Genomic DNA, 26,447 nt, shown 5'->3' with positions numbered 1-26,447 from the left:
GCGGCTTGCCCACCCTGCACTTCCCCCCCGAGCTCCCCATCTCGAGCCGGGTGGAGGACATCACCGCGGCCATCACCGCCCATCAGGTGGTCATTGTCGCGGGGGCCACCGGCTCAGGGAAGACGACGCAGCTACCGAAAGTCCTGCTCGCCATGGGGCGCGGCCGCCCGCGCCAGATTGGCGTCACCCAGCCCCGGCGTATCGCCGCGACGAGCGTGGCGGCGCGCGTGGCACGCGAGCTCGGCACGGAGCTGGGCACGGACGTCGGCTACCAGATTCGCTTCGAGGACCGCTCGTCCCGGCAGACGGCCGTGAAGTTCATGACCGACGGGGTCCTGCTCGCGCAGATTCACAGCGACCCGCTCCTGCGCCGCTACGACACGATCGTGCTCGACGAGGCCCACGAGCGCAGCCTCACTATCGACTTCCTGCTCGGGTGGCTCAAGCGCATCCTCCCCAGGCGCCCCGACCTCAAGGTGGTGGTGAGCTCGGCCACGATCGAGACCGAGCGCTTCTCGCAATTCTTCGGGGGGGCTCCGGTCATCCAGGTGGAGGGCCGTACCTTTCCGGTGGACGTGCTCTACGAGCCGCCTCCCGAGGACACCGAGCTCGCAGACTCCGTCGCCGATGCGGTGGCGAACGTGATCTCGCTCGACCCGGATGGGGACGTCCTCGTGTTCCTCCCTGGGGAGCGGGAAATCCGCGAGGCCGAGAATGCCCTGAACGCGCGCGAGCTCCGCGGCACGGTGGTGCAGCCCCTGTATGCGCGCCTGTCGGCCGCCGAGCAGTCGCGTGTCTTCGCCACCATCCCCCAGCGCCGGGTCATCCTCGCCACCAACGTCGCGGAGACGTCGGTCACCATCCCGGGGATCGTGTACGTCGTGGACACGGGGGTGGCGCGCCTGTCGCGCTACGAACCACGCTCGGGCACCACGCGCCTGCACATCGAGCCGGTCTCCCAGGCCAGCGCCGACCAGCGCAAAGGGCGCTGCGGCCGCGTGCGCGAGGGGATCTGCGTGCGCCTCTACGACGAGGTGAGCTTCACCACGCGGCCCGCCTTCACCGACCCGGAAATCAAGCGCACCGGGCTCGCGGGGGTCATCCTGCGGATGAAGTCCCTCGGCCTCGGTGACATCGAGGACTTCCCCTTCCTCGACCCGCCCCAGCCGAGGGCCATCGCCGAGGGCTGGCGGGTGCTTGAGGAGCTCGGGGCCATCGAGGGCAAGGAGCGCGCCTTGACGCCGCTCGGGCACCAGCTCGCGCGCTTCCCGGTGGACCCGCGCATCGCGCGGATGATTCTCGCCGGCGCCGAGTACGGGTGCCTGGACGAGGTGCTCATCGTCGCCGCGGCGCTCAACCTGCAGGACCCGCGCGAGCGGCCACGCGAGTCCGCGCAAAAGGCGGACGAGTTGCACCGGCGCTTCCGCGACGAGCACTCGGACTTCACGGGGCTCCTCAAGCTGTGGGCGTTCGTGCGCGAGGCCGAGGGCCGGGGGACGTCCCATCTGCGGCGCGTGTGCAGGGACAACTTCCTGTCCTTCCTGCGGGTGCGCGAGTGGCGGGACGTCCAGCGCCAGCTCGAGGAGACCGTCCGCGAGCTGCGCCTGCCGCGCAAGGGCCGGGGCGCCCCGGCGCGCGGGGACGTCCTGCACCAGGCGCTCCTCACCGGGCTCCTGTCCCGCATCGGCCAGTGGCATCCGGAGCAGCGCCACTTTACGGGCGCGAAGCAGACGCGCTTCATGGTTCACCCCTCGTCGGCGCTCGCGAAAAAGCCCCCTGCCTGGATGATGGCGTTCGAGCTCGTGGAGACGTCCCAGCTGTTCGCGCGCACCGTGGCGAAGCTCGACCCGGAGTGGCTCGCGGCGGCGGCCCCCCACCTGCTCAAGCGCAGCTACTCCGAACCGCACTGGTCGGAGAAGTCCGCGCGCGCCGTGGTGAAGGAGAACGCGACCCTCTTCGGGCTTCAGGTCTTCAAGGAGCGCCCCGTGGCCCTGGCCAACATGGACCCCGCCCGGGCACGGTTGATGTTCCTCGATCATGCCCTGGTGCGCGGCGAGTACCGCACTCGGGGGGCGTTCCAGGAGAAGAACCGACAGGTGCTCGAGCGCGTGGCGCGCCTGCGGGACAAGGCCCGGCGCAGCGAGCTGCTCGACAGCGAGGCGCTGCTGACGTTCTTCGACCAGCGCCTCCCGGCGGACGTGACGGACGGAGCGGGCTTCGAGGTCTGGCGCCGCAAGGCCGAGGCGGCCGACCCCGGCGTGCTCGTCCTCTCGATGGAGGACGCCCTCTCACACGACCCGGACCTGTCCCCGGCGCACTACCCGGACGCCATCACCCTGCACGGCGCGTCCGTGCCGGTGACGTACACCTTCGACCCCTCGGCCGAGGACGACGGCATCACCCTGAGCGTGCCGCTGCTGCTGCTCGCCCAGCTGGTCCCGGGTGAGCTTGACTGGACCATCCCCGGGTGGCAGCGGGAGAAACTCACCGCCCTGCTCGAGCAGTTCCCCCGCGCCCAGCGCAAGCAATTGGGTCCATTGCCGGCCCTGGTCGACCGTCTCGAAAAGGAACTGGTGCCCTTCCGCGGGCCGATGATTCCAGCGCTCGCGCGTGCGGTGTCCCGCCTGTGCGGCGTGGACGTGACGGAGGAGTCCCTCCGGGCGGATGCCGTGGCGCCGTACCTGCGCATCACGCTCCGGGTGCTCGACGAGCGGGGAAAGGAGCTCGCGCGGAGCCGCGACGCCGACGCGCTGCTCAAGCAGCACGGGGGACATGCACGGGCGGCGCTGCGCAGCGCGGCACCGCCTTCGGACTGGGAGCGCAAGGGGCTGACCGCCTGGACCTTCGGCGAGCTGCCCCCCGTGGTCACCCGGCGGGTCGGCGGGCTCGAACTCCGCAGCTACCCCGCGCTCGTCGACCGGGGCGCTGCCGTGGACCTGGTGCTGCTCGAGACATCCTCCGCCGCCGAGGCGACCACGCGCACGGGGGTCCGCCGGCTCCTGATGCTCGCCGCGCGCGGACACGTGGCCGTCAGCGCCGCGCGCATGCCGCTGCCCTTCCCATCCCTGGACGGCGCGCCGCCCGCGCGGGGCCAGGCCGACGCCTTCCGGGCGCTCGTCCTCGCACGCAGCGTCGACGATGCGTTCAAGCTCGCACCAGGTGCACCGCTGCCCCGCACGAAGGCGGCCTTCGAGGCGCTGGTCCGTGAGGGCTCACCGTGCATCGAGAGTGCGGCCCGGGACTGGGCGAACGCCGTCGTCGTCACCTCCTCGGAGCTCGCCTCGACGCTCGCTGCACTCAAGTCGGCATCAAAGGGGCCGAGCGGCGCGGCGGCCGTGCGGGACATCCGCTCGCAGCTCGGGCACCTGTTCCCCGCGAACCTCATCGAGTGGATTCCCTTCGTGCGCCTGCTGAACTACCCGCGCTACCTCCGCGCGGCCCAGGCACGGCTGTCGCGTGCGGTGGCGAACCCCGGCAAGGACGTAGGGAAGGCCGCGCCCTTTACCCCCCTGTGGGAGACCTTCCTCGCCAGGCGCGCCACCGTGCGGGACCAGGAGGCGGCGCAGGAGCTGCGGTGGGCCTTCGAGGAGCTCCGCGTGGCCGTCTTCGCTCCGGAGGTGACGACGCCCGTGTCGGTGACGGTGGCGAAGGTCGGCGCGGCTCTCGCGGCGCTGCGCTAGAAGCGGGTGGCGGTGCGTCCGCGACGAGAGCATCGGCGTCCTCAAGGTGCTGCCGCCCGACTGCCCACCGCCGGCCGGTAGTACGGCCCGCGCTCCCCGGTGACTCCGACCAGAACGAGCCTGTCCGACTCTTCAGGGGGCTACACCAGTGGACCCGCGCCCCGTATCAATGCTTGGTAGCCAGGATGGGACAGTCTGGGCCGCAGGGGGCCTTCTCCCAGACGAGGATGAGGCCACCATCGTCGCAGCTTTTGCACCCCTCTCCGCCGCATTCCGGGCAGTCCAGCGCGTCGAAGTTGTGCTTCTCTTGCAGGTGTTCAATGCCCACGAGCGCCCCTGGCTTCGCCGGGTCTGCTTTATCAAGAGAGAATATCGCGGTGACATGTTCCTGCTCGTCCTTCACGTCGCTGTCGTTCCCCTGGGCGCGTGACGAGAGGAACTTGTGGAGGCCTATCCTGACGCCGTCAAGGACGAACAGCACCCCAAATAGAAGGAGTAGGAAAATTCCCTTGTTCTGCACCAGGAAATCCAGGTCGATTCCGAGGAACTTGTTCGTCCATGCGGTTTGCACGACGAATATGGCGAGAAACGCCACGACCATTGGGCCCCGTAGCGCGAGAGCACTGATTGCCCACCGGGAGATTCTTTCCGAAGTCATTTTCATTTCGCGTCGTCCTGGAGCGTGACTTTTTCGTCGCCGAAAGCCTGCGCAGGCGCGCAAGGGGCTTAGCACACGACCTATAGCGACACTACTCTGGATGCCGTCTCCACCTTCCCTGGGCGACGCAGGAAGAGCGCGCACCAAGGCCAGCACGAGCGCGCCAAGCTTCACTTTCCGCCCCGGCGTCGAACTGCTCCAGCACAGCCTCCGTGGGCGTCCGCTTCAGCATCCCGTTGAGCGACAAGGGAGGGCACGCCCCGGGAGTGCCCAGCCGTGTCCGGCATGGCTTCGAGGCGGGACTCATCCTGACGGGGAAATTGCCCTTCGAAGCGACCAATCACTTCACATACAATCCCGCCCATTCACGAGACCGAAAGCAAATCAAAGACAAACAACATGCGTCACTGCCGTCATCGCGACGCATCACGGACTTGCAACCCATCACGCGCTCCATCTGGGCTGTGTTTGACCCACTCACCCGCGCTCGTTCCTGGCATGACGCTCCACAAGTCTACTTTGCCCCAGCGGCAACCCCTTAGCCTGACATCCCGATGACGTGCGCCACGCCCAGAGCGCAATCGTCCATATTTGCTGAATTGCCATATTTACTCGTTTTGACTTGAACTCAATTCAAGACCAGCGCTAGTAATGAATTGGCTTCGGCCGACCCCGCACAAACAACACAGGAGTAGTCCATGACGAGGAACGTGAAGCGTTTCCTGGCTGGCTCGCTGCTGTCTCTTACCCCGTCGATCGCTTTCGCCGGACAGATCGAACTCGACTTCCCCGACTTCCTCACCCAGCGCAGCGAGTACGTCAGCCTCCGTGAGGGCGCGGTGCAGGTACCCGTGCGGAAGGGCCCCTCGGTCGAGGCCGTCGGCCCTGCCGTTGAAGACTTCTTCGTCTCCAACCAGGCCGGCGTCGACCTCACCCTGGGCATCCAGATCCTGACGGGCACGTTCAATGGCATCTGGAACACCCACCCCGTCCCCCCCGGCACTTATGGTGGGTTCCAGGTCGGCGCCCCCGCCCCCGCCCCGACGGTTGTCCAGCAGTACTACTACACGGTCGACCCGGCGAATCCGGCTGGCTCGAAGACCTGTGTCTGGCGGGTAGAGGTCACTGACGTCGCCGGAGCCTGCAACGCGCAGGTCTTCTTCGGTACCTACGGCGGCGCCCTCTGCACCGTCGACGAGGCCCAGTCGTCCATCGACCCGGTCACGTGTCAGACGCAGGTCGTCACCAACATGCAGTGAGTTGAATCGCGTTCCGCCAGGGCCTCTCCGGGAGGCCCTGGTGGTGCGTGCACCGTCATCGACGGTCGGCACGGCTCCAGCGGAACGTCAGCCCGGCATGACCGGAGGGCGGGCGGCTCCCACCCCTCAGGTCCAGGGGAAACTCGAGGCCCCCCTCTGCTCGCACTTCGAAGGAGGGGCTCAAGCGAAACCCGATCCCCAGAGAGCCCCCCGGTGAGAGCAGCAGGTTCGATCCATTGAACCGCCCTTGAAAGGCGGTGAGCGGTCCCGCGAAGGCGCCTGTCAGCGATGCGCCACCGGTCAGAGTCCACGCGCGGCTCAGCCGATAGTCGAGCAGGGTCTGCGCGCCGAGCCGGAGATTGACGGGCTCCGTGTAGTTGTTGGTGACGGGCACGTACCAGATTCCCGCGCTCGGAGCGACGGACCACGTCCACCGGGACTGCTCGATGAGCCGGTGCCGAGTTCCAAGCTCCAGGCCCAGCAACGTGAGGCGGCCGCCCCAATCCCAGTTCTCGCCAGCGCCCTTGCGGAAGGTGAGCTCGGGGCTGGGGAGGTACGCCTGGTCCCGCCCACGCTCGAAGGCCAGCGCGTTCAATGAAACGCCGACCTCTGTCGTCCCAACGGGGGTTGTCGCGGCGCCGATGTTCCGCGCACCGCTCAGACAGCCAGGAGCGAGAACGAGCGTCCCGCCCACCCATAGTGCCCGTATGCCGAAGCCTCGCATCATGGGGGCCATGCGAACCGCACCCAAACTGGATGGTGGTCGCTCCCCGCGGGACGCCGGTCCACGCCGCGCTCCAGCGGAGCGAGCCCCTGGGCGAAGACGAAGTCGAGCGGGAGGCCGCCAATCACGGAGTCCACCGTGTCCCCCACGCCTTCCGAGGCCCATTGGAAGTCCCGCTCGGAAAACAGCCTCACCATCTGCCTCAGGCTTCCCGGGTCCGAGGTATTGAAGTCACCGGCGATGACCTGCACGGGTCCCGTTCCCTCCATCGCGTCGATGATGGTCTCCGCCTGGTCCAGCCGCCCGCCGAGCCCGACGATGGGCGTGGCGTTGTGCACGGAGGCCGTTTGAACCAGGGTCCCTCCGATGTCCAACGTCGCGAGGACCGCGATGCGGCGGCGCTGATGGTACGGGTCGTCATGAGGAAGGTGGACTTTCCGGTCCGCGACGATGGGCCACCGGCTCAACAGCGCGTTCCCGAAGTCGTCGTCGTCCACCTGCACGGAGGCAGGGTAGTAGACGTAGGCCAACCCCAGCTCACTTGCGATGCGGTCGACGGACGCAGCGTCCATTTCCTGCATCGCGATGACATCCGCCCCCGCGAGCGGAGGCCTTGAGAGCGCGGTGATGGCCTCGGTGACCTGTTCGGCGAAGGACAGGTTGAACGTCACCACGGTGATGGAAGCGGGCGCCTCGGAGGAGATGGTGCCAGGGTGCCGATGGTCGTCGCTGTACCGGGGGCCGGCCTCATCGGTGTAGTTCTCCGCGAGCGGGCATCCCGTCAGGAACGTGAGCAGGAGAAGCGCCCACGGCGGCGCGATGCGCAGCCGTTGGAGGTAGCCAGGCTGCCAGCCGCCTTCTCTGGCGCCAGACGCCTCCGCCGCGGCGGCGCGTGCGTCGTTGCATTTCAAGGACCCGTGCATCGCGCCACTGAACGAAGCAGCGCCCCAGAGATTCCTTCCACCGCGGCGCCGACACCGCACCGCTCCCTCCAACGGGCGCAGAGCAACAGAGGGAGTGAGCGCCTTGATGGAGCAACCGCCTCATGGCCCAAGCCAACCAGGCGGCCGGATGTGGTGCTTGCACAGATGCACTCAGGCACCTTCTGAGTGAGCCCAGCATCGTCCAGGGCGCCCTGCCCCTCCTGGCCATCGCGCTCATCGCGGTTCGCCTGGGCGAATGAGGGGGCAAGGTGCGGGTGTCCAAGACAAACACCCAGGATAAAACCAAACGCTTCAAAATCAAAACAGCCCTTGTCTTATGAACGCCAGGGAATGACGTCCGGCGCCTGCCTCGCCGTGTCTGACCTGTTCGTCTACACTCCTCGCGGACCACGCCGCGCCAGGAGGCTCGCGCCATGCCTTTCATGTCACTGCGCCTTCATGCCCTCGTCCTCGGCATTATCGGGCTGTGTATTGGCTGCTCTGACACGTCGGAGCCGGAAGAACCGCCGCCGCCTCCCGAAGAACCCTGGGACGGGACGTACACGCCATTGGTCGATCCAACGGACTGGGTCGACCGTGGCGAGTACGCGCCCTGCTCCTTCACCGTGCCCCAGGGCACCGCCATTGACTGCGCCAATCCCTCCCACTTCGACACTTCGCAGTGCGACCTCGCGTCACTCGCCAACCTGGACGCGCATGGCATCTACCAGATTGACATGCGCCACGCCGCCGGCTTCCCGGACTTCGCCGGCATCCGGGTTCCTCAGGACGGGAGCACGGGAACACTGGACGGCCACGCGCTCACGCGCCAGCAATTGAATGGCGACTTCCATATCGCGACACGGTTCACCCAGCGGGGCGTGGAGCGGGAACTCGCCTTCGCGGGCTGCGACGCTCGACAGCCGGGATTGGTGACGGGCTGCTTCGTCCGCTGCTCCAATGGCAAGGTCTCCTCCTGGGGCACCTTCGAGGCCGCGCGGATGACCTGGGGCCGGAATGAAGCCGAGGCGTCGGGCGGCCTTCGCCTCATCTCGGAGCAGGCCATCTCCATGGGCCGGCCGGTGGATGTCTACGTCCACCGGCAGCACGCCTACGTCGTGGCCATCAACCACGACCGCACCGAGGCGCCCGGCGGGCTCACTGTCTTCGATGTCAGCGACCCGAGCAATCCCGTCCGCAAGAAGGAAATCACCCTGCCGGGCGACTCGTACTGGAACGCGGCATGGACGAAGGAGGACGCGCTCTACATCGCCAGCAGGAGCGCGGGCGTCCTGGTCTTCGACATCTCCAACCCCGCGGACCCCATCCTGGTGCGCAACGCACCCGGCGGAGCAACTCTCGACGTCCACACCCTCTTCGTGGACGGCAACCGGCTGTATGCCGTGTCTCCAGGCCCCGCGCCGCACGGCGAGACGCTCATCTTCGACATCTCCACACCGCTCAGCCCCCAACTGCTCAGCCGCTTCCAGGCGTCCAGCACGACCTCCTTGACGCCCTCGGCGCACGACTCCTTCGCCTACCAGGACCGGCTCTACGTCAATCACTTCTTCGCGGGGTACATCGTCTTCGACGTGAAGGACCCGACGAACCCACGGGAGCTGGGCCACTACGCGTTCGACACCGACAACAGTTTCACGACCAGCCACGCGGGCGCGGTGGGCACCTTCGCGGGAAAGACCATCGCCTTCGAGGGAGGCGAATACCAAGGCGCCCACCTGCGCGTCCTAGACGTGACGGACCCCACCGCCATCCCACTCATCGGCAGGTACCAGCTGCGCCCCCAGACCTCCATCCACAACATGATCCTCAAGGGTCAGCGGCTCTACATCGCCTACTACCATGAGGGATTGCGCGTGCTGGATGTCGGCAACCCCACCCAGCCGCGCGAGGTCGCCTACTTCAACACCTTCCGCGAATCAGACCCCGGCCGGACCGACAACCTGCTCGAGGGCGCCATTGGCATCCGCGTCCCTGGAGATGGCCACGTGTACGTGGTGGACACCACCCGCGGCCTGCTCGTCTTCAACGAGCTCTGAACCCCACCACGTGGAATCGCCGGAAGGAGCCGCTCGGGTCTGCTGAACCATCACCGCGACTACGACACGGCACGGAAGCGGGGCATCAGCGGCCAGGATGCCGTTGACGCCCCGCCCTTCCCGTCTACTTCTTGGAGCTGCTGCGCAGGTACCGGTAGAACTCGGACTCGCCACCCAGGAACAGCGATGTGGAGCTGTCCACGACGTCCGGGTAGGCCTCCAGCGTCCGCATGAACTGGTAGAACTCCGGGTCCCGGCCGAAGGCCTCCGCGTAGATCTTCGTCGCCTCGGCGTCCGCGGCGCCGGTGACGTCCTGAGCCTTGCGGTAGGCCGCCGAGCGGATCTCCTTCAAGTCACGCTCACGCTGGCCCCGGACCTCCGCCGCGCGGCCCATGCCCTCCGAGCGGGAGCGCTCGGCGATGCGCTTGCGCTCGGAGATCATCCGCTCGAACACCTTCACCTGGACCTCGTCCACGTAGTTGATGCGGCGGATCTGCACGTCGACCAGCTCCACCCCGAACTCCTTGACGATCTCCGCGGCCCGCAGCCGGATCTGGCGAGTGAGCTTGTCCCGGCCCTGGGCGACCTGCTCCAGCGACTCCGCCCGCTCCGTCTCGGCGGTGTACTCGTCGTCCTCGAAGGGACGGTTGGTGGAGCGGACCGCCTCAATCAGCGCGAACGACGCGATGGTGTTGCGCGTCTCACCGTCGATGATGTCGTCGAGCCGAGACTGCGCGTTGCGCTCGTCCCGCAGGCGCTGGAAGAAGCGCAGCGGGTCCACGATGCGCCAGCGACCAAAGGTGTCCACCCAGATGTACTTCTTGTCCTTGGTGGGAATCTGGTTCGGGTCACCGCGCCAGTCCAGCCACCGCTTGTCGAAGCGGTTCACCGTGTCGACAAAGGGCATCTTGAAGTGGAGCCCCGGGTCCACGACGGACGCGCCCTTCGGCTCACCGAACCGGGTGATGACGGCCTGCTCGTGCTCGCTCAGGGTGTAGGTCGCGGAGAAGCCCACCACCACGACCAGGACGGCCAATACACCAAGGGGAATGACAAGGCGGCTCATCGGCGGCCCTCCGTCTGGCTCGCGCTCCCGGACACCGCGGGGTCGGTCGCCTGCATGTTCAACAGCGGCGTGAGCCCCTTGACGGACTCATCCAAGACGACCTTCTGCCCGGCGCTCCGGAGCACCTGGCTCACGGTCTCCAGGTACATGCGGCGGCGGGTGACGTCTGGCGCCTTGCGGTACTCCTCGTAGACGCGAGCGAAGCGGTCCGCCTCACCCTTGGCGCGGTTCACACGTTCAATGGCATAGCCCTCAGCGCTGCGCAGCGCCTCCTCGGCCTCGCCCTTCGCGCGGGGGATGACGCGGTTCAGCTCGGCATAGGCCTCGTTGATGACGCGCTCCTTCTCCTGGATGGCCTGGTTCACCTCGTTGAAGGACGGCTTCACCGGGTCGGGCGGGTTCACGTCCTGGAGGACCACCTGCTGGATGTCCACGCCCGTCTCGTAGCGGTCCGCCAGGTCCTGGAGCAGCAGCTTGGCCTGGGTGGCCACCGCCTGGCGGCCCGTGGTGAGGACCTCATTCACCGAGTGGTCTCCCACGACGGCCCGCATCGAGGCCTCGGAGATGTCCCGGAGCATGCTCTCCACGTTCTTCACCTTGAAGAGGTACTTGTACGGGTCCTTGATCTTGTACTGGACGATCCACTCCACCACCGCGACGTTGAGGTCACCGGTGAGCATGAGCGACTCGCGCTTCGTGTCCGATGACTCCGCCGCATAGGCCGAGCCCACGCGCGAGCGGGATGCCTCCGTGCGGAAACCGAACTCCGCCTTGAGCTGACGCTGCACCGGGACCTTCACGATGCGGTCCACCCAGAAGGGCACCCGGAAATGCGGGCCCGGCTCCACCGTTCCCACGAAGCGCCCCAGCCGGAGGATGACGCCCACTTCGTCCGGCTCCACCTGGGCGTAGCTGGTCATCAGCCCCACCAGCAGGAACAGGCCGAGCACCGCGAACAGGAGGCGGCGCCCCATTCCAGGCCCCAGCTGCCGCCGAAGCTCACGTAGGACGTCTGACGGATCCCGCCCTCGTGGGTCGGAATTCATGACGCGAGGATTCCATGACATCCATCCGTCTTCCCCCGTACAGGCTGCTCATGCAAGGGGCGCCACGAGAATTCCAGCCAGCCGGGCACCATGCGCAGCGCTCACGCGCTTGACCGGTATGGGCACGTCACTCCGGTCACTTCGATTGACGCTCCACAGCACGGTCATTAGGGAAGCCGCACTTGCCAGGGAGGAATCCGTTGAGAGACCTGACCAACCGACGAATCGTGCTCGCATCCCGGCCCGAAGGCCGGCCCACACGGGAGAACTTCCGCATCGAGGACGTCTCCGTGCCGGAGCCCGGCGAAGGTGAGCTCCTGCTGAAGGTCCAGTACCTGTCGCTGGACCCGTACATGCGAGGCCGGATGAGCACCGCGAAGTCGTACGCCCGTCCTTTGGACCTGGGCGAGGTCATCGTCGGCGGCACCGTCGCCCGCGTCGTCCGCTCCCGGCATCCGGGCTACGCGGAAGGCGACATCGTCCTCTCCTACTCGGGCTGGCAGACCTATTCGCTGTCCAAGGGTGAGGGTCTGCGCAAGCTCGACCCGGCCGCCGCCCCTGTCTCCACCGCGCTGGGCGTGCTCGGCATGCCGGGATTCACCGCCTACTCGGGCCTCTTCACGATTGGACGGCCTCAGCCCGGTGAGACGGTGGTCGTCGCCGCGGCCAGCGGTCCTGTCGGCGCGACGGTGGGGCAGTTGGCCAGGATCAAGGGAGCGCGCGCGGTGGGCATCGCGGGCGGACCGGAGAAGTGCGCGTACGTGCGTGACGAGCTTGGCTTCGACGCTGTCGTGGACCACCGCGCTCCGGACTTCGCCGCGCGTTTGAAGGAAGCCTGCCCCAAGGGCGTGGACGTGTACTTCGAGAACGTGGGCGGCGAGGTCTGGGACGCCGTCTTCCCGCTCCTCAATCCGTTCGCGCGAGTCCCCGTCTGCGGCCTCATCGCCTGGTACAACAGCACGGGCCCCTTCGAAGGCCCGAACCGGCTGCCCCTCGTCATGCGCGACGTGCTCTCCAAGAGCCTGACGCTGCGAGGCTTCATCCAGACGGAGTTCGTCAGCCAGCTTCCAGATTTCTACCGGGAGATGGGCGCGTGGGTGCGCGAGGGACGCGTGCGCTACCGCGAGGACATCGTCAACGGGCTCGACAACGCGCCCGAGGCCTTCGTCGGGCTGCTGGAAGGCCACAACTTCGGCAAGCTCGTGGTGAAGGTGGACGAAACGGCATGACGACCGACACGTGAAGCGCCGCCTGCGTGCCCGGCACACCCGGGCACGCAGGGGCAACCTGGCTCAGCTCGGCTTGGCCCGTACGGCCTGGAAGGCCCGCGTGGCGCCCGTCACCAGCAGCACGATGAGGCCACCCGCGATGATGCCGACCACCGCGTCCATCAGCGACGGCACGAGCGCGCCCAGCAGTCCGCCAACGCCTGGCACCGCGGCAACCGCGGCGCCCGCGTGAGCGATGAAGTGATGCAGGGGCGCGATGCCGTGCGTGAGGATGCCGCCGCCCACCATGAACATGGCGGCCGTGCCCACGATGCCGAGCCCCTTCATCAGGTACGGCGCGGTGGCCAGGATGCCCCGGCCCAGGCTCCGCTTGACCCCGCCCTCCGCCTTCATCAGGTAGAGGCCCGCGTCGTCGAGCTTCACGATGCCCGCGACCAGGCCGTACACGCCCACCGTCATGAGGAGGGCGATGCCCGTCAGCACGGCGACCTGCATCCCGAAGGACGCGGCGGTGAGCGTTCCGAGCGAGATGACGACGATTTCTGCGGACAAGATGAAGTCGGTGCGGATGGCGCCCTTGATCTTGTCCTTCTCCATGGCGACCAGGTCCACCGACGGGTCCGCCACTGCATTGACGCGCTCCTGCTTCTGCGCCGCCTGCTCCTCCTTGTCGCCGTGCAGGAACTTTTGGGCCACCTTCTCGAAGCCCTCGAAGCACAGGAAGGCGCCACCCAGCATCAGCAACGGGGTGATGGCCCAGGGCGCCAGCGCGCTGATGGCCAGCGCCGCGGGCACCAGAATCGCTTTGTTGACCATCGAGCCCTTGGCGACGGCCCAGACGACGGGCAACTCGCGGTCGGCTCTGACGCCGGAGACCTGCTGGGCATTGAGGGCGAGGTCATCCCCAAGCACGCCAGCGGTCTTTCGGGTCGCGACCTTCGTCATCGCCGCGATGTCGTCCAGCAGGCTGGCAATGTCATCAATCAGGGTGAGGAGGCTGCTTCCGGCCACGTGGTTCGTCCTGGTGTAGAGGGCATGGGCGCGTCGCGAAGACGTCCCGAACCCTGGATATAGCCTGGATTAAGCGCGTCCACGCGGCTTCGAAAGCCACTACCCCTGGCTTTTCCCCCACCCCGCCGCCATCCGATTTTCCCTGGGTTCACCGAGAAGGGTCGTGACATGCGAGCCCGACGCAGCGGGTGGGTTCCCCGGTGGATGCGGGTGTTCCTGGCGACTGCCTGCGCCCACCCGCCTCCCGCGAGGCAGGCCGGGGACCGGTCCCTTCATGCCTGTGAGTCCCCCGGAACGCGCTGCTGGGACTTCGAGGAAGGCCCGCGGCGCATCGGCTGTGAGTAAGCGCGCTGGACCTGGCCGGCTGGATGGGGCATGCGTGAGGCCCACCCGCCACCCGAGCCCCACCCGGCCCGGCCATCCCGCGAGAGGAGTTCATGCGAGCCTGCCCGTGCTGCAGGGAGGTGCTGACCGCCGGCATCCTGGGCCTGGGCGTCCGCCGCCTCGCGGGAAGCTGCGAGGTTTGCGGCGAGCCGGTCTGCCAGGTGTGTATGAGCACGCAGGTCCTGGAGGCCGGTGACTTCCGGCAACGCCCGGTGGCGCCCGGCCACGAGAACCGGAAGGCCCGGGGCCGCGTCTGCCGCGCCTGCTGGTGGGAGCACCTGACGGAGCGAGGCATCAAGCCCCCGTTCCCCGCCCCGCCTGGACAGCGCGAGCGAGCCGCCCACGCGGCGAGGTCATCCTGCCAGCACCCGGACGTCACGCAGGCCATGGGCTTCTGCCCCGGCTGCGGCGACGAAGTCGAATGGAAGGCCGAGCACGGCAACCCCGTCTGCGTGGCGTGCGAGGCGCCCTCGCACCCGCTCTTCAATCACTGCTGGGCATGTGGCGAGTCCTTCGACGAGGCCAACGCGCCTCAGCCCGTGGCCCAGGGCTACCGGCTCGAGTTCGACTGCGACGCGGATGACTGCACCGGGAAGCTGGCGTGGCTGATGCCCTACTGCCCGTGGTGCGGAGAAACGAAGCACTGGGAGCCCGCGAGCGGTGGCGACCTGGAGTGCACGGAGTGCGAGCACCGCCTGGACCGAGCGTGGGCCCACTGCGTTCGGTGTGGCGAAGAGGCCCCCCTGCCAGACGACTGTCTCCGGTGCGGCCAGGACCTGGACGACGCCCCCTCGGCCGCGCGCTGTGAGTCGTGCCGCAACATCGTGTGTGGGGACTGCTTCGACACATGCGTGGTTCCCTCCGCATCCGGCGAGCCCCAGGAGCGGCTCCTGTGCACCACCTGCGGAGTGGGCTTCGACCGGCCCGCGCCTCCCGCCGAGCCCCCCGAGGAGGAGGAAGAAGCGGAGGCCGAGGACACCGCCGAGGAAGCCGACGACGCGGACGACACGCCAGACGCGGAGCCGGAGCCTCGCAGCGAAGCGCCTCGCGCGCCTGAACCGGAACCGGTGGCTTCTGCCTGGGAGGTGCTGGGAATCACGCCCGGCACTCCGCTCGCGGATGCACGGCGAGCCTATTTGTCGCTGGTGGCCCAGTACCATCCGGACAAGGTCGCGCAGCTCGGCCCCAAACTGCAGGCCCTGGCGCAGGAAGAAACGCGCAGGCTCATCGAAGCTTGGGAGTACGTTCGCAGGAAAACTCCAGACACAGGCAAAACTTAAATTCCTGGCAACTCCAACCATGCTCCCGCCGACAACCTCGCGTTGAACGGCCATGACAGGAGCCATGGGATGAAGACGAACAGGATGACGTGGAGCACCGCGCTTTTGTCAGCGGCCATCGTGCTTGGTGCGTGTGGTGGTGCTATCGAGGACACGGAGACGCTCACGCCTGACGCGCTCGAAACCGAGACGTCCGAGCTGAACTCGCCCATCTATGACAGGGCGCGGGCCTTCGCCGCCGCCAATCCCAAGCGGGACGGTGGCACGTGGGACCAGTGGTGTGGTTCGTTGATGTGGCGCTTCGGCCAGTTGCCGGAGTCCTCGGCGCGGCCCTCCGCCATCGAGGCGTTCCGCGCATCACGCATCATCTCCATGGACCCGACCCAGGCGCCCACGGGTGCGTTTCACTGGTGGGACATTGGCGCGGATGGCCACGTCGGCGCGGACTTGAATGGCGGTGGCGGCACCGTGTTCATGGCCACGCGCAAACTGGCGCAGTCCTGGGGTGATGCCATCGGCGTCAACAGCGTCCACGGCTATTCGGCCGCGGCGGGCGCGCGTTACCTCGGCTGGTCCATGGACTACGCGGGCGGGCGCATCGCGGGCGGCGGCACGCCTCCTCCGACGAGCGGCGGCCTGCCGCAGACGACGACGGAGTACGACGGCATCCCCGGCCCCATCTACTACAAGCGCATCCAGACGGTTGCCCGGCGCGACTATGGCTACACGGGGCCCATTGACGGCGTCACCGGTCCCAACACGGAGAAGGCCCGCGTGCGCATCACCGCGCGCGAGCTGAACCGCCGCGGCGGCCCCCGCACTTCCGCGCAGGAGGACGGCATCCCCGGGAAGGTCTATTGGACGCGCGTCCAGACGGTGGGCCGGAGCTTCGGCTACACGGGCCCCATTGACGGCATCCCCGGCCCCAACACGTACAAGGCCGAGCACAAGATTTGCGGCTACGCGGTGAACCGCGCGTTCTGACGCAGCGTACGCAATCCCCGGGAGCGAGGCCGGGCCTCTCCCGGTCCGGACCTCGTACCGTCCAGGTTCAGCCGTGAGAGGACGGCTGCACGTCCGCGCCCCCCCGAATCTTGTCGGAGCGCTCCCGCAGCTCTCGCCACGAGGCCTCGTAGTCCTTCTTCAGCTTCGACCAGTTCTCGCCGTGGCTGCCCATCAGCCGGCGCAGCGCGGACTCCGTGTCATGGAGCGAGCGACGGATGAACTGGAGTTCCTGCCGCGTGAGCCGTGAGTCCTCGGCCCGGGACTGCGCGGCGGACGCCTCCCAACCATCCACCTGCGCGCCAAGCGCTCGAAGCTCCGCCTCCCGCTTGCGCTCGTAGCCGGCACGGACGAGCGCCATCTTGGCTTCCATCTCGATGACGGCCTGGTTGGTGTCGTCGTAGGACTTCCGAAGTTCGGCCTTGCCCTGGTCGAAGTTCTGCGTCTGCCGCTTGCTCAGCTCATCCAGCTTGATGCGGAACGTGTCGAAGACGCGGCGAATGCCGGACATGTCCTTGAGCTCGTCGCTAGCCTGGCGGACGTCTGCCTGCGCCTCCGTTTCGGCAATCCGGGCGTCGAGCCTCCGCTTCTCCGCATCCATCTGCTTCACATAGGCCTCTTGCTCCGTCATGACGCGTGTCTCCTTCCGCGCGACCTTCCGGGCGCGGCGCTGTGCTGACGTCATGCATGAGGGCTCACCCCCATGGACGCACACACTGCGACGGACGAGGCCCGGGCGTCCGGCTCACCAGACCCGCTGCGGACGGAGCGTACTCCCGGCGGCTAGCTGCCCCTTTGAATTCCCCAACAGCCCTGAATCCCACATTGCATGTCAGGGCAAGACGCCATGCTGCGTCGGGGGCGACAACCAACTCTTCAGAAAAATCGGAAGTGGCGTCATGCCGAAGCTGAACCAGATCATCGCCGTCGAGAAGGGCGTCAAGAACCGCTCCCAGCAAGAGCTGACCCAGGCCCATCACGACCTCCAGAAGCCGCAGTTGCTCAGCGGCATCTCCCGCACGTATCAGCCCCGCGACGAGGAGGGTGAGCGCTTCCCCCCCGAATCCACCCGCGTGCAGGTACGAACGCAAGACGTCCTCAAGAAGACGCAAGAGATTCTCACCCGGCTCTTCGACGTCACCGCCACCAAGGACCTCACCAACTGTCACGCGAAGGCGGACGTGCGCGTGGATGGCAGGGTCCTGCTCAAGGGTGTTCCCGCCACGTATCTGCTCTTCCTGGAGAAGCAGTTGGTGGACCTTCACACCTTCGTGAAGAAGCTGCCCACGCTGGACCCGTCGGAGTCGTGGGTTCCCGACCCGGCGCAGGGCCTGTGGGCCACCGAGCCCGTGCAGACGGCGAAGACAAAGAAGGTTCCCCGCAACCACGTAAAGTCCGAGGCCACCGAGAAGCACCCGGCCCAGGTGGAGGTCTATTACGAGGACATCGTCGTCGGTTACTGGAAGACGGTGAAGTTCTCAGGGGCGCTCCCCGCCACGCGCATGAATGACCTGCTGGAGCGCGTGGAGAAATTGCAGCAGGCCGTCAAGTTCGCCCGCGAAGAGGCGAACGCCGTCGAGGTGGAGGAAATGAAGGCCGGCGAGGCCCTCCTCGGCTACCTGTTCGGCTAGACTCACGGCCGCAGACCTTTTGGAGTCCAGACTCAAACTCAGCAGTAGCCTCACGCCGAGCGTTCTCCGGCCGTCCCCAGTGCAGGTTCGAGCCCTGCCCCCGCCATTCAGCACCACCTGCGGCGGGGTAGCCCAATCACGGTAGAGGCAGGCGGCATCACGAGCACGCGAAGCACCCCAAACTCAAATTCTCACTCCAGACTCAGCATTCGCTGTCGCAGGCCCGATCAACCGTTCCCGCCCCCTCCCTCGTGATGCTGGTGCAATTCCAGCCCGCCGCTCCATTTCCCCTTGCGCGGCGGTCGTTCAATCGCAGGACCCGAGGTCTCAACCGCAGGCAGGAACTTAAACGTGCGGGTCTCATCCATGGCAGCACCCCGAGCCCGGGCAGGAGGACACCCTGCTCGGGCTCACTCTTTTCCAACGGCGCGGCGGGACTTGACGCGCCTGGGCGGGAGCGCTCGGATGCGCCCCATGAACCGGCTGCTGACCCGCGCTGAAGCGTCGAACTACACGCAAACGTCCCTTCACTCCGACGTGCTGGCCTTCGTGGACTAGCTCTGCCGCCGCACGAAGCTCGCCCGCAGGGTGGACTTCGGCCAGAGCGGCGAAGGCCAGCCCCTGGTGGCGCTGGTGGTGAGCGACCGCGGCTGCTTCACGCCCGAGCAGGCGCGCAAGCAGAAGAAGGTCGTGGTGATGGTGGAAGCCAACATCCACGCGGGCGAAGTCGAGGGCAAGGAGGCCGTGCTCGCGCTCGCGCGGGACCTCACGCTCACCCGGCTCGGGCAGACACTGCTCGACAAGGTGTGCCTGGTGCTGGTGCCCAACTTCAACCCCGACGGCAACGACCGCATCAGCCCGGACAACCGGAAGCTCAACCTCAAGGACCTCGAGGGACAGGTGAACCCCGAGGGCGGCGTGGGCACCCGCTACACGGGCGAAGGTTGGAACCTCAACTGCGACAGCACGAAGCAGGAGGCCCCGGAGACGCGCGCCATGGCCGCGCTGCACCAGACCTGGTGGCCCCATGTCTTCATCGACTGCCACACCACGGACGGCAGCATCCACGCCTTCGACCTGACGTTCGACACGTCCCATTCGAACGAGCCGCTCTTCTCCAAGCTGCGCGCCTACAACCGGGGCATGTTGGAGCGCGTCGCCAAGGCCGTGCAGGGCCGCCATGGCTTCGACAGCTTCTGGTACGGCAACTACAAGGACGAAGGCGACCCGCGCTCGGGCTGGCACACGTACCCGGCGCTGCCACGCTGCGGCAGCCACTACCGGGGCCTGCTCGGCCGGCTGGACGTGCTGCTGGAGACGTACAGCTACATCGACTTCCCGCGCCGCTGCGCGGTGATGCGCGCGTGGCTGCTGGAGCTCTTCCGCGACGCGGCCCGGAACGCCGCCACCTACCGCGCCATCACCGACGAGACGCAGGCGGACATCATCGCGCGGGGCAAGTCTCCCGACGTGGAGGCGCTTGTCGGCATCAACTACGGCGTGGCCACGCGCGATGACAAGGGAGCGCTGGCCTTCGAGTACCCCGCATACGCACGGCCCGGGGACACGGCGAGCATCCTCGCGTTCGACGAGGCGAGCATCGCCGCGCGGCGCTACCCCGGAAAGCGCAAGCGCACCTACGTGATGCCGCACCACCGGACCTTCGTCCCCACCCAGTCCGTGAGCACCCCCGAGGCCTATCTGGCTCCCGCGGAGCTCGCGTCACGGCTGGAGGGCCATGGCATCCAGTTCGAGCGGCTGCCGAAGTCCCGGCCGTTCACGGTGGACAGCTACCGCGTGGCCCAGCGAGAGGAGACGTTCAGCCCCGACGTGGCGGCGAATGTGCCGCCACCCGGCGAGGCCGAGGTGCCGCTCAGCCAGAAGCCCAAGCCGGTGCGCTTCGAGACGGTCCTCACGGTGGCCCCGGAGCGCACCACACGCGAGTTCCCCGCGGGGATGCTCTACGTGCCCACGGCCCAGCGCGCCGGCACGCTCGCCGTGTACCTGCTGGAGCCCCACTCGGATGACGGCTTCTGCCGCTGGCAGTTCCTCGACGGCGCCATCACCACGGGTGAGCTGTACCCGGTGCACCGCGTGGTGGGCTCCGCCACCGCGCCGAAGAAGGCGGAGTAGCCCCGCCGCCGGACCTGGCGGGCGGGGCCTTGCGGCGGGCGCTCAATGGTGCCGGCCGGAGGGACGCCGGTCGTCACGGACTTCCCGCCGGGTCTGGTTCAGCTCCCGCTCCGCCACCTGGATGAGCTCCAGGATGAGCGTGCGCTTGTAGCTCAAGGCCCCGGGCTGCCGCAGTCCCTCGATTTCGTCGAGCTCACGGGCAATCGCCATCCGCGTCCGCAATGCAGCGTGCTCGGCGCGCAGGTCGTTCCGCGCTTCGACTGCGGAGGCACGGCCCCACATGGCCGCCCGGGGACCGCCCCACTGGGCCACGCGCGCATCCCGCCGGGTCCGCCGCGACTGTGCCCTGTCCTTGGACAGCTCCCGCTCGCTCTCCGCCAGTTCGGCACGGAGGAGCTTGCGCAGGCTGACCTCCACGTTCGCCATCTGCCGTTCGCTCCGGCTGCTCCACGCGGCGTCGAAGCGGGCCAGCAGCTTCCGCAGGTCCTCCAGGTCGCGGCGGTCATCGCGCAGCTCGCCCCGCTCCACGCGCGTGGGACGGGGGCCGTGCCCCTGGGCCTGGGCACTGCCAGTGAGGAGAAGGGCTGCAACCAGCGCGGAAGCGATGCGGTTCATGGGGTGCGTCCTCGAGAGCTCAGGGCCCGCCGTCGTGTTCATGAGGACAGACGCGTGCACCGCGGCTCTATTCAGCCCCCTACTCCTTGCGCAGCAGCACGAACTCCACGCGGCGGTTCAGCTCGCGCCCGCGGGGCAACAGGTTCGGCGCCTTGGGCCGGGTGTCGCCCAGGCCCACGGTTTCGATGCGCGACGCGTCCAGTCCCGCGTCGACCAGGGCCTTGGCCACGGCCTCGGCGCGGGCTTCGGACAGCGTCTTGCGGGCGGACGCCGCGGGACGTTCGCGGTTGTCGGTGTGGCCTTCAATGCGGAGCCGGAGCTTCTCGTCCCGCACGAACATGTCCATCAGCAGGGCCAATCCCGCGGTCGTTCCCTTGCGTGGCGCGGCCTGCCTCTCCGCGAAGCGCGGCATGCGCGGCAGCTCCACGACCTCCTTCTTCAGGCGGACCTTCTGGGACTTCGACACCGGTGCCTTCGCCAGGGTGAAGGACACCGTGGACACCGCCTCCCGGGAGAGCGACACCTTTCGCGTCTGCGCCAGGTAGCCCTGGGACAGGACGTCCAGCCGGTACTCCCCAGGCGGCAACATGACCTCCACCGGCTTGCGCGCCTTGCGGTCCACCATCACCCGCTGCGGCGCCCCGGTGGCGGACTTCACGTACACGGTGGCCGCGGCGGGCCGCTTCCCCGCGAGCACCTTCAGCAGCAGCTTCGCGGGCGCCACCGGCCCTTGCTCTGGCGCCTCCACCGTCTTCACGGGCGCGGCAACGGGCGGAGTCGGCGAGATGGGAGTCGTCACGGGGGGCGGGGTCGGCTTCGCGGGAGCCTGCGCCACCGCGGCCACGGGCGCACCCGCATCCGGCACGTCGGGAATGGCCACGTCCGCCATGGCGGCCGTCATCTCCGCCTTCACGTCATGGGACAGCTTCAGCTTTAGCCGGGGGTCCGGCGCGGTGGGGTTGATGGCGGGCAGCACCCGCACCCGCGCCCGCAGGCCGCGCTGCACCTGCACCGTCACCGACGCCGTCAGCTTCCAGAGGAAGCCGCTCTCCTCGCTGAAGAGGTTCCAGGAGTCGTTGGCGTAGGTGACGTGCGAGACGAGCGTGTAGGAGCCTTCCTCCACCGTGAGCACCGCGAGCCGGTGCAGCCCGGGGCCGTTGAGCTTGTCCAGGCCGGGGATGGCCAGGGGCTGGCCGTTGACGAGGAAGTCCGCCTCCACCAGCTTGTAGCCGCGCGACGTGCCCGCTCCGGGAAGGCCCTCGAAGGAGATGACGATCTCCGGCGGCGGCGTCTTCACCATCTCCTGGAGCTGACGGTCCAGGTCCTCGCGCGCCCGCTGCTCCACGGCGGACGGCTCCGCCGCGCGCGCGGAGGCGGCGAGCAGGGCCATGAAAACCAGAAGGGGAACTTGAACGGAGATGGCGGCCACGGGGGCTCACAGCATCGCACAACCTGGCGGCTCCGCGAGTTGTCCGCCACCCGGGCTGACGACCAGCCAACCCTCGCCCACCTTCCCTCCTCTGTCCATGTATCAGGCTGTATCTGGAGTGAAGGGACTTGTAGCTCCCATGCTGGGAGGTTTTCTCGCGCCACGAGTTCCAGCTACCCACGAGGGCCGCATCAGCGCTACGCCTACGGGTATGACCGACTTCCAGTTCCAGGACATGCTGCCGCTGGGCAAGGACGAGACGCCATACCGGCTGCTCTCCAAGGACCACGTCTCCACCTTCGAAGCCGGCGGCCGCACCTTCCTCCAGGTCGCGCCCGAGGCGCTCACCCTGCTCACCCGCGAGGCCATGCGCGACATCGCGCACCTGCTGCGCCCCGGGCACCTGAAGCAGCTCTCCCACATCCTCGAGGACCCCGAGGCGTCGTCCAACGACCGCTTCGTGGCGCTGGAGCTGCTGAAGAACGCCAACATCGCCGCCGGCGGCGTGCTGCCCTCCTGCCAGGACACGGGCACCGCCATCGTCATGGGCAAGAAGGGCCAGTACGTCATCACCGGCGGTAATGACGAGGAGGCCATCTCCCGCGGCGTGTTCGAGACGTACCAGACGTCGAACCTGCGCTACTCGCAGATGGCGCCGCTGGACATGTACAAGGAGGTCAACACCGGCAACAACCTGCCCGCGCAGATCGAGCTCTACGCGACGGACGGTGACGCCTACAAGTTCCTCTTCATGGCGAAGGGCGGCGGCTCCGCCAACAAGAGCTACCTGTTCCAGGAGACGAAGGCACTGCTCAACCCGCAGAGCCTGCTGAACTTCGTGGACGCGAAGATCCGCTCGCTGGGCACCGCGGCCTGTCCGCCGTACCACCTGGCCATCGTCATTGGCGGCACCTCCGCCGAATACGCGCTGAAGACGGCCAAGTACGCCTCCGCGCGCTACCTGGATTCGCTCCCCACCGAGGGCAACAAGCTGGGCCGCGGCTTCCGCGACGTGGCGCTGGAGCAGGAGATCCTCAAGCTCACGCAGCGCACCGGCATTGGCGCGCAGTTCGGCGGCAAGTACTTCTGCCACGACGTGCGCGTCATCCGCCTGCCCCGCCACGGCGCGTCCTGCCCGGTGGCCATCGCGGTGTCGTGCTCGGCGGACCGGCAGATTCTGGGGAAGATCACCCAGGACGGCATCTTCCTGGAGCAGTTGGAGGCCGACCCGGCGAAGTACCTGCCAGAGACGACGGACGGGGAGCTGGGCGGCGAGGTGGTGAAGATCGACCTCAACCGCCCCATGAGCGAGATTCGCGCAGAGCTGTCGCGCTACCCCATCAAGACGCGCCTGTCGCTCAGCGGTCCCCTGGTGGTGGCGCGTGACATCGCCCACGCGAAGATCAAGGAGGTGCTGGACGCCGGCAACGGCATGCCCCAGTACCTCAAGGACTACATGGTCTACTACGCGGGCCCGGCGAAGACGCCGGAAGGCTATGCCTCGGGCTCCTTCGGCCCGACGACGGCCGGCCGCATGGACGCGTACGTGGACCAGTTCCAGGCTGCGGGCGGCAGCTTCGTGATGCTGGCCAAGGGCAACCGCTCCCCCGCCGTCACCGAGGCCTGCAAGAAGCACGGTGGCTTCTACCTGGGCTCCATTGGCGGCCCGGCGGCGCGGCTGGCCAAGGACTGCATCACCAAGGTGGAGGTGCTCGAGTACGCCGAGCTGGGCATGGAGGCCGTGTGGAAGATTGAAGTGGTGGACTTCCCGGCCTTCATCGTCGTGGACGACAAGGGCAACGACTTCTTCGCCAACATCAACAAGCCGTCGGCGGCGAAGAAGGCCTGAACGGGAGCCACCCGCCCCTGACGCTCAGGGCCGAGGCGGCTCCCCGACCTTGGGAGCCGCCGTGGCGGAGGCGCGGCGCTTCGGGATGATGGAGCGCCGCGGACCCTTGAGGGCCACGCCCAACAGCATGGTGGCTGGGAGCAGCATTCCCAGCCCCTGACTGAAGTTCTCAGGGGGCTTCACGATGGCCCCCAACACCAACACGGAGAACAGCAGGCCACAGACGAGCCGGACGGCGAGAGCGTTCACGCCTCCAGCCTAAACAGCCCGTGGCCGCTGTCCACCGGCCCCATACCGCGGGGCTACCAGATCTTGACGCGCTGCTCGGGCGGCAGCCAGTTGGCGTCCCCCTCCTTCACGCCGAAAGCCTCGTAGAACTCCGGCATGTTCCGGACCACGCCGTTGACGCGGTACCGCGGCGGCGAGTGGGGGTCGGTCAGCAGCATCTGCCGCATGGCATCGTCCCGGTACAGGCCGCGCCAGATCTGCCCCCAGCCCAGGAAGAAGCGCTGGTCGCCGGTGAAGCCGTCGATGACGGGTGGCGTCTGGCCTTGGGTGGACAGCTTGTAGGCCTGGTACGCCACGGTGAGGCCGCTCAGGTCGCCGATGTTCTCACCCAGCGTGAGCTTGCCGTTGACATTCATGGCCTCCAGCGGGCTGAAGCCGTTGTACTGATTCACCAGCATGTTGGTGCGCTGCTCGAAGCCCGTCTTGTCCTCGGGCGTCCACCAGTCACGCAGGTTGCCGTCGCCGTCGGAGCGGCTGCCCTGGTCGTCGAAGCCGTGGCTGAACTCGTGGCCGATGACGCCGCCGATGGCGCCATAGTTCGTCGCGTCGTCCGCCTCCGGGTCGAAGAACGGCGGCTGGAGGATGGCGGCCGGGAAGACAATCTCGTTCATCGTGGAGCTGTAGTAGGCATTCACCGTCTGCGGCGTCATGCCCCACTCCTCGCGGTCGATGGGCTTGCCCAGCTTGCCCACCGCGCGCTGGTGATCGAACAGCTCGCCCCGGCGGACGTTGCCCACCAAATCACCGGCGACGATGTCCAACGACGAGTAATCCCGCCACTTGTCCGGATAGCCGATCTTCACGCCGAACTTCTCCAGCTTGGCCTGGGCCTGCGCCTTGGTGGCGGGGCTCATCCAGTCCAGTCCGTCGATGCCCTTGCGGAAGGCCTCGCGCAGGTTGGCTACCAGCTCCTGCATGCGCTTCTTGGAGTCGGGGCTGAAGTGGCGCTCCACGTAGAGCTGGCCCACTGCCTCGCCGACGACCTCGTTCACCTGGGCCACGCCGCGCTTCCAACGCGGGCGGTTCTCCTCCAGGCCCTGGAGCGTCTTTCCGCGGAACTCGTAGTGCGCCTGTTCGAAGGCGCTGCTGAGCAGCGGCGCGCGGGTGTCCAGCACCTTCAGCGCCAGGTACTGCTTGATGACCGGCAGCGGCGTGGACTTCAGCAACCCGCCCAGGGCCTCCAGGTAGTCCGGCTGACGGACGATGACGGAGGGCGTGGCCTCCGCACCGGACGCCTTGAGGAAGCGGCCCCAGGAGAAGCCCGGCGTCAGCGCGTCCAGCTCCGCGACCGTCTTGGGGTTGTACGTCTTCTCGCGGTCGCGGTTGCGTGCCCGGTCCCACTGCTTCGCGGCCAGCGCCGTCTCGAACGCCATCACGTCCTGGGCGGCCTTCTTCGCGTTCTTCTCACCAGCCAGCGTGAGCAGCTTCTCGATGTAGGCCACGTACGCGGCGCGGACCTCGACGAAGCGAGGCTCCTGCTTGGTGTAGTAGTCCCGGTCCGGCAGGCCCAGGCCCAGCTGCGTGGCGTAGACGGTGTAACGCGTGGCCTGCTTCTGGTCCTGGCCCACGAAGATGCCGAACGGCACCGGCACGCCTTCGCGCAGCAGCGTCGCGAACAGCTCCGGCAGCGCGTCCGCGCGCTTCACGGCCTTCACGCGCTCCAGTTCGTCGCGCACCGGCTTCAGGCCCAGCGACTCGATGTGCTGGGTGTCCATGAAGCTGTTGTAGAGGTCACCCACCTTCTGCGCGGTGGAGCCCGAGGGGCGCTCCTTCGCCGCGGCGGACTCCTCGATGATGGCGCGCATGGCCAGCTCGGCCTTGTCCACCAACTCGATGATGGTGCCGTACCGGGCGCGGTCCGCGGGGATGGACGTCGTCTTCAGCCAGTTGCCGTTGACGAAGGTGTAGAAATCGTCCTGCGGCCGGATATCGCGGTCCAGGTGCTTCAGCTCCACGCCCAGCGAACGCACGGCTTCCGTAGAAGCGGCCTGGGCGGCGGGCACGGCCGGAGGAGGCGCGTCATCGGAGGGGGCCGGCTGCTGCGTGGTGGCACAGCCGGTGAGAAGCAGGGTGCCCAAGGCGCTGCGGGCCCAGGCACGGCGGGAGAAGGTCTTCAGGGGGCTCAATGCGGCTCCGTGAGGAATGAGGGGCGGCGAATGCTGCCAGACGCGGAGGGTCGTCGT

Annotated in this window: 20 protein-coding genes; 9 read left to right on the top strand and 11 right to left on the bottom strand. The window is 67.8% G+C overall.

Translation table 11 applies throughout. The features are described from left to right. The coding region (gene hrpA, locus F8M74_RS20295) for an ATP-dependent RNA helicase HrpA (protein WP_240462298.1) at positions 1-3,680 on the top strand (3,680 nt) is incomplete at its 5' end. A 166-nt stretch (positions 3,681-3,846) separates the two neighbouring features. Here hrpA and F8M74_RS20290 read toward each other — a convergent pair. Then, positions 3,847-4,344, bottom strand: coding sequence for a hypothetical protein (locus tag F8M74_RS20290; protein WP_141258580.1), 498 nt, complete (start codon positions 4,342-4,344; stop codon positions 3,847-3,849). Positions 4,345-5,036: 692 nt separating this feature from the next. Here F8M74_RS20290 and F8M74_RS20285 point away from each other — a divergent pair. Then, positions 5,037-5,597, top strand: coding sequence for a hypothetical protein (locus tag F8M74_RS20285; RefSeq protein WP_141258581.1), 561 nt, complete (start codon positions 5,037-5,039; stop codon positions 5,595-5,597). A gap of 55 nt (positions 5,598-5,652) precedes the next feature. Here the strand turns inward: F8M74_RS20285 and F8M74_RS20280 are convergent, their stop codons facing one another. Beyond that, complete coding sequence (locus F8M74_RS20280) at positions 5,653-6,192, bottom strand: hypothetical protein (protein WP_228559911.1); 540 nt, start codon at positions 6,190-6,192, stop codon at positions 5,653-5,655. 128 nt (positions 6,193-6,320) lie between these two features. Next, entirely contained in the window at positions 6,321-7,232 is a 912-nt protein-coding gene (locus F8M74_RS20275) for an endonuclease/exonuclease/phosphatase family protein (RefSeq protein ID WP_228559913.1), read from the bottom strand. Positions 7,233-7,678: 446 nt separating this feature from the next. On the opposite strand from F8M74_RS20275, the gene F8M74_RS20270 reads away from it, so the two are divergent. Further along, positions 7,679-9,301 (top strand): LVIVD repeat-containing protein, encoded by a 1,623-nt coding sequence (locus F8M74_RS20270; protein ID WP_141258584.1) that lies wholly within the window; start codon positions 7,679-7,681, stop codon positions 9,299-9,301. A 124-nt stretch (positions 9,302-9,425) separates the two neighbouring features. On the opposite strand, the gene hflC is transcribed toward F8M74_RS20270, so the two are convergent. Both hflC and hflK read right to left on the bottom strand, forming a co-directional pair. After that, complete coding sequence (hflC, locus tag F8M74_RS20265; protein WP_141258585.1) at positions 9,426-10,367, bottom strand: protease modulator HflC; 942 nt, start codon at positions 10,365-10,367, stop codon at positions 9,426-9,428. Next, positions 10,364-11,434, bottom strand: coding sequence for an FtsH protease activity modulator HflK (gene hflK, locus F8M74_RS20260; RefSeq protein ID WP_141258586.1), 1,071 nt, complete (start codon positions 11,432-11,434; stop codon positions 10,364-10,366). Before hflK ends, hflC begins: the two co-directional genes overlap by 4 nt. 161 nt (positions 11,435-11,595) lie before the next feature. Between hflK and F8M74_RS20255 the strand changes: the two genes are divergently transcribed. Next, positions 11,596-12,642, top strand: coding sequence for an NADP-dependent oxidoreductase (locus F8M74_RS20255; RefSeq protein ID WP_141258587.1), 1,047 nt, complete (start codon positions 11,596-11,598; stop codon positions 12,640-12,642). A 63-nt stretch (positions 12,643-12,705) separates the two neighbouring features. On the opposite strand, the gene F8M74_RS20250 is transcribed toward F8M74_RS20255, so the two are convergent. After that, on the bottom strand, positions 12,706-13,653 hold the full coding sequence (locus F8M74_RS20250; RefSeq protein WP_141258588.1) for a DUF808 domain-containing protein: 948 nt from the start codon (positions 13,651-13,653) through the stop codon (positions 12,706-12,708). A 437-nt stretch (positions 13,654-14,090) separates the two neighbouring features. On the opposite strand from F8M74_RS20250, the gene F8M74_RS20245 reads away from it, so the two are divergent. Both F8M74_RS20245 and F8M74_RS20240 read left to right on the top strand, forming a co-directional pair. Then, entirely contained in the window at positions 14,091-15,317 is a 1,227-nt protein-coding gene (locus F8M74_RS20245) for a DnaJ family molecular chaperone (protein ID WP_216619948.1), read from the top strand. A 69-nt stretch (positions 15,318-15,386) separates the two neighbouring features. After that, a complete protein-coding gene (locus F8M74_RS20240) occupies positions 15,387-16,301 on the top strand; it encodes a hypothetical protein (protein ID WP_141254504.1) in 915 nt (304 codons plus the stop codon). 67 nt (positions 16,302-16,368) lie between these two features. On the opposite strand, the gene F8M74_RS20235 is transcribed toward F8M74_RS20240, so the two are convergent. Beyond that, positions 16,369-16,950 carry a hypothetical protein gene (locus F8M74_RS20235; RefSeq protein WP_141254503.1) on the bottom strand — a complete coding sequence of 194 codons (582 nt, stop codon included), beginning with the start codon at positions 16,948-16,950 and terminating at the stop codon, positions 16,369-16,371. Positions 16,951-17,218: 268 nt separating this feature from the next. Here F8M74_RS20235 and F8M74_RS20230 point away from each other — a divergent pair, with 268 nt between their 5' ends. Further along, on the top strand, positions 17,219-17,950 hold the full coding sequence (locus tag F8M74_RS20230) for a hypothetical protein (RefSeq protein WP_026114162.1): 732 nt from the start codon (positions 17,219-17,221) through the stop codon (positions 17,948-17,950). Positions 17,951-18,538: 588 nt separating this feature from the next. Further along, complete coding sequence (locus F8M74_RS20225; RefSeq protein WP_228559917.1) at positions 18,539-20,083, top strand: M14 family zinc carboxypeptidase; 1,545 nt, start codon at positions 18,539-18,541, stop codon at positions 20,081-20,083. 42 nt (positions 20,084-20,125) lie between these two features. On the opposite strand, the gene F8M74_RS20220 is transcribed toward F8M74_RS20225, so the two are convergent. Both F8M74_RS20220 and F8M74_RS20215 read right to left on the bottom strand, forming a co-directional pair. After that, the gene (locus F8M74_RS20220; protein WP_216619947.1) at positions 20,126-20,698 is read right to left on the bottom strand and encodes a hypothetical protein; all 573 of its coding nucleotides are present in this window, start codon (positions 20,696-20,698) and stop codon (positions 20,126-20,128) included. 79 nt (positions 20,699-20,777) lie between these two features. Then, positions 20,778-22,088, bottom strand: coding sequence for an OmpA family protein (locus F8M74_RS20215; RefSeq protein WP_216619946.1), 1,311 nt, complete (start codon positions 22,086-22,088; stop codon positions 20,778-20,780). A gap of 250 nt (positions 22,089-22,338) precedes the next feature. Between F8M74_RS20215 and F8M74_RS20210 the strand changes: the two genes are divergently transcribed. After that, a complete protein-coding gene (locus F8M74_RS20210; RefSeq protein WP_026114163.1) occupies positions 22,339-23,976 on the top strand; it encodes a fumarate hydratase in 1,638 nt (545 codons plus the stop codon). A gap of 24 nt (positions 23,977-24,000) precedes the next feature. On the opposite strand, the gene F8M74_RS20205 is transcribed toward F8M74_RS20210, so the two are convergent. Together F8M74_RS20205 and F8M74_RS20200 are read right to left on the bottom strand one after the other, a co-directional pair. Next, on the bottom strand, positions 24,001-24,225 hold the full coding sequence (locus tag F8M74_RS20205) for a hypothetical protein (protein ID WP_141254500.1): 225 nt from the start codon (positions 24,223-24,225) through the stop codon (positions 24,001-24,003). Positions 24,226-24,278: 53 nt separating this feature from the next. Then, positions 24,279-26,390: a M13 family metallopeptidase gene (locus F8M74_RS20200; protein WP_141254499.1), complete on the bottom strand. Its 2,112-nt coding sequence runs from the start codon at positions 26,388-26,390 to the stop codon at positions 24,279-24,281. Between the last annotated feature and the right edge of the window lie 57 nt (positions 26,391-26,447).

This window comes from Myxococcus sp. CA023, assembly GCF_010998615.1.
Classification (GTDB): Bacteria; Myxococcota; Myxococcia; order Myxococcales; family Myxococcaceae; genus Myxococcus.
This window is presented reverse-complemented; position numbering and strand designations above follow the sequence as displayed.

What these genes read in the sequence shown, in the direction of transcription:
- F8M74_RS20230 (WP_026114162.1), top strand. Translation starts at nt 17,219, where the DNA reads ATGCCGAAGCTGAACCAGATCATCGCCGTCGAGAAGGGCGTCAAGAAC.
- F8M74_RS20245 (WP_216619948.1), top strand. Translation starts at nt 14,091, where the DNA reads ATGCGAGCCTGCCCGTGCTGCAGGGAGGTGCTGACCGCCGGCATCCTG.
- F8M74_RS20270 (WP_141258584.1), top strand. Translation starts at nt 7,679, where the DNA reads ATGCCTTTCATGTCACTGCGCCTTCATGCCCTCGTCCTCGGCATTATC.
- F8M74_RS20240 (WP_141254504.1), top strand. Translation starts at nt 15,387, where the DNA reads ATGAAGACGAACAGGATGACGTGGAGCACCGCGCTTTTGTCAGCGGCC.
- F8M74_RS20290 (WP_141258580.1), bottom strand. Translation starts at nt 4,344, where the DNA reads ATGAAAATGACTTCGGAAAGAATCTCCCGGTGGGCAATCAGTGCTCTC.
- F8M74_RS20285 (WP_141258581.1), top strand. Translation starts at nt 5,037, where the DNA reads ATGACGAGGAACGTGAAGCGTTTCCTGGCTGGCTCGCTGCTGTCTCTT.
- F8M74_RS20235 (WP_141254503.1), bottom strand. Translation starts at nt 16,950, where the DNA reads ATGACGGAGCAAGAGGCCTATGTGAAGCAGATGGATGCGGAGAAGCGG.
- F8M74_RS20220 (WP_216619947.1), bottom strand. Translation starts at nt 20,698, where the DNA reads ATGAACCGCATCGCTTCCGCGCTGGTTGCAGCCCTTCTCCTCACTGGC.
- hflC (WP_141258585.1), bottom strand. Translation starts at nt 10,367, where the DNA reads ATGAGCCGCCTTGTCATTCCCCTTGGTGTATTGGCCGTCCTGGTCGTG.
- F8M74_RS20215 (WP_216619946.1), bottom strand. Translation starts at nt 22,088, where the DNA reads ATGGCCCTGCTCGCCGCCTCCGCGCGCGCGGCGGAGCCGTCCGCCGTG.
- hflK (WP_141258586.1), bottom strand. Translation starts at nt 11,434, where the DNA reads ATGTCATGGAATCCTCGCGTCATGAATTCCGACCCACGAGGGCGGGAT.
- F8M74_RS20210 (WP_026114163.1), top strand. Translation starts at nt 22,339, where the DNA reads ATGACCGACTTCCAGTTCCAGGACATGCTGCCGCTGGGCAAGGACGAG.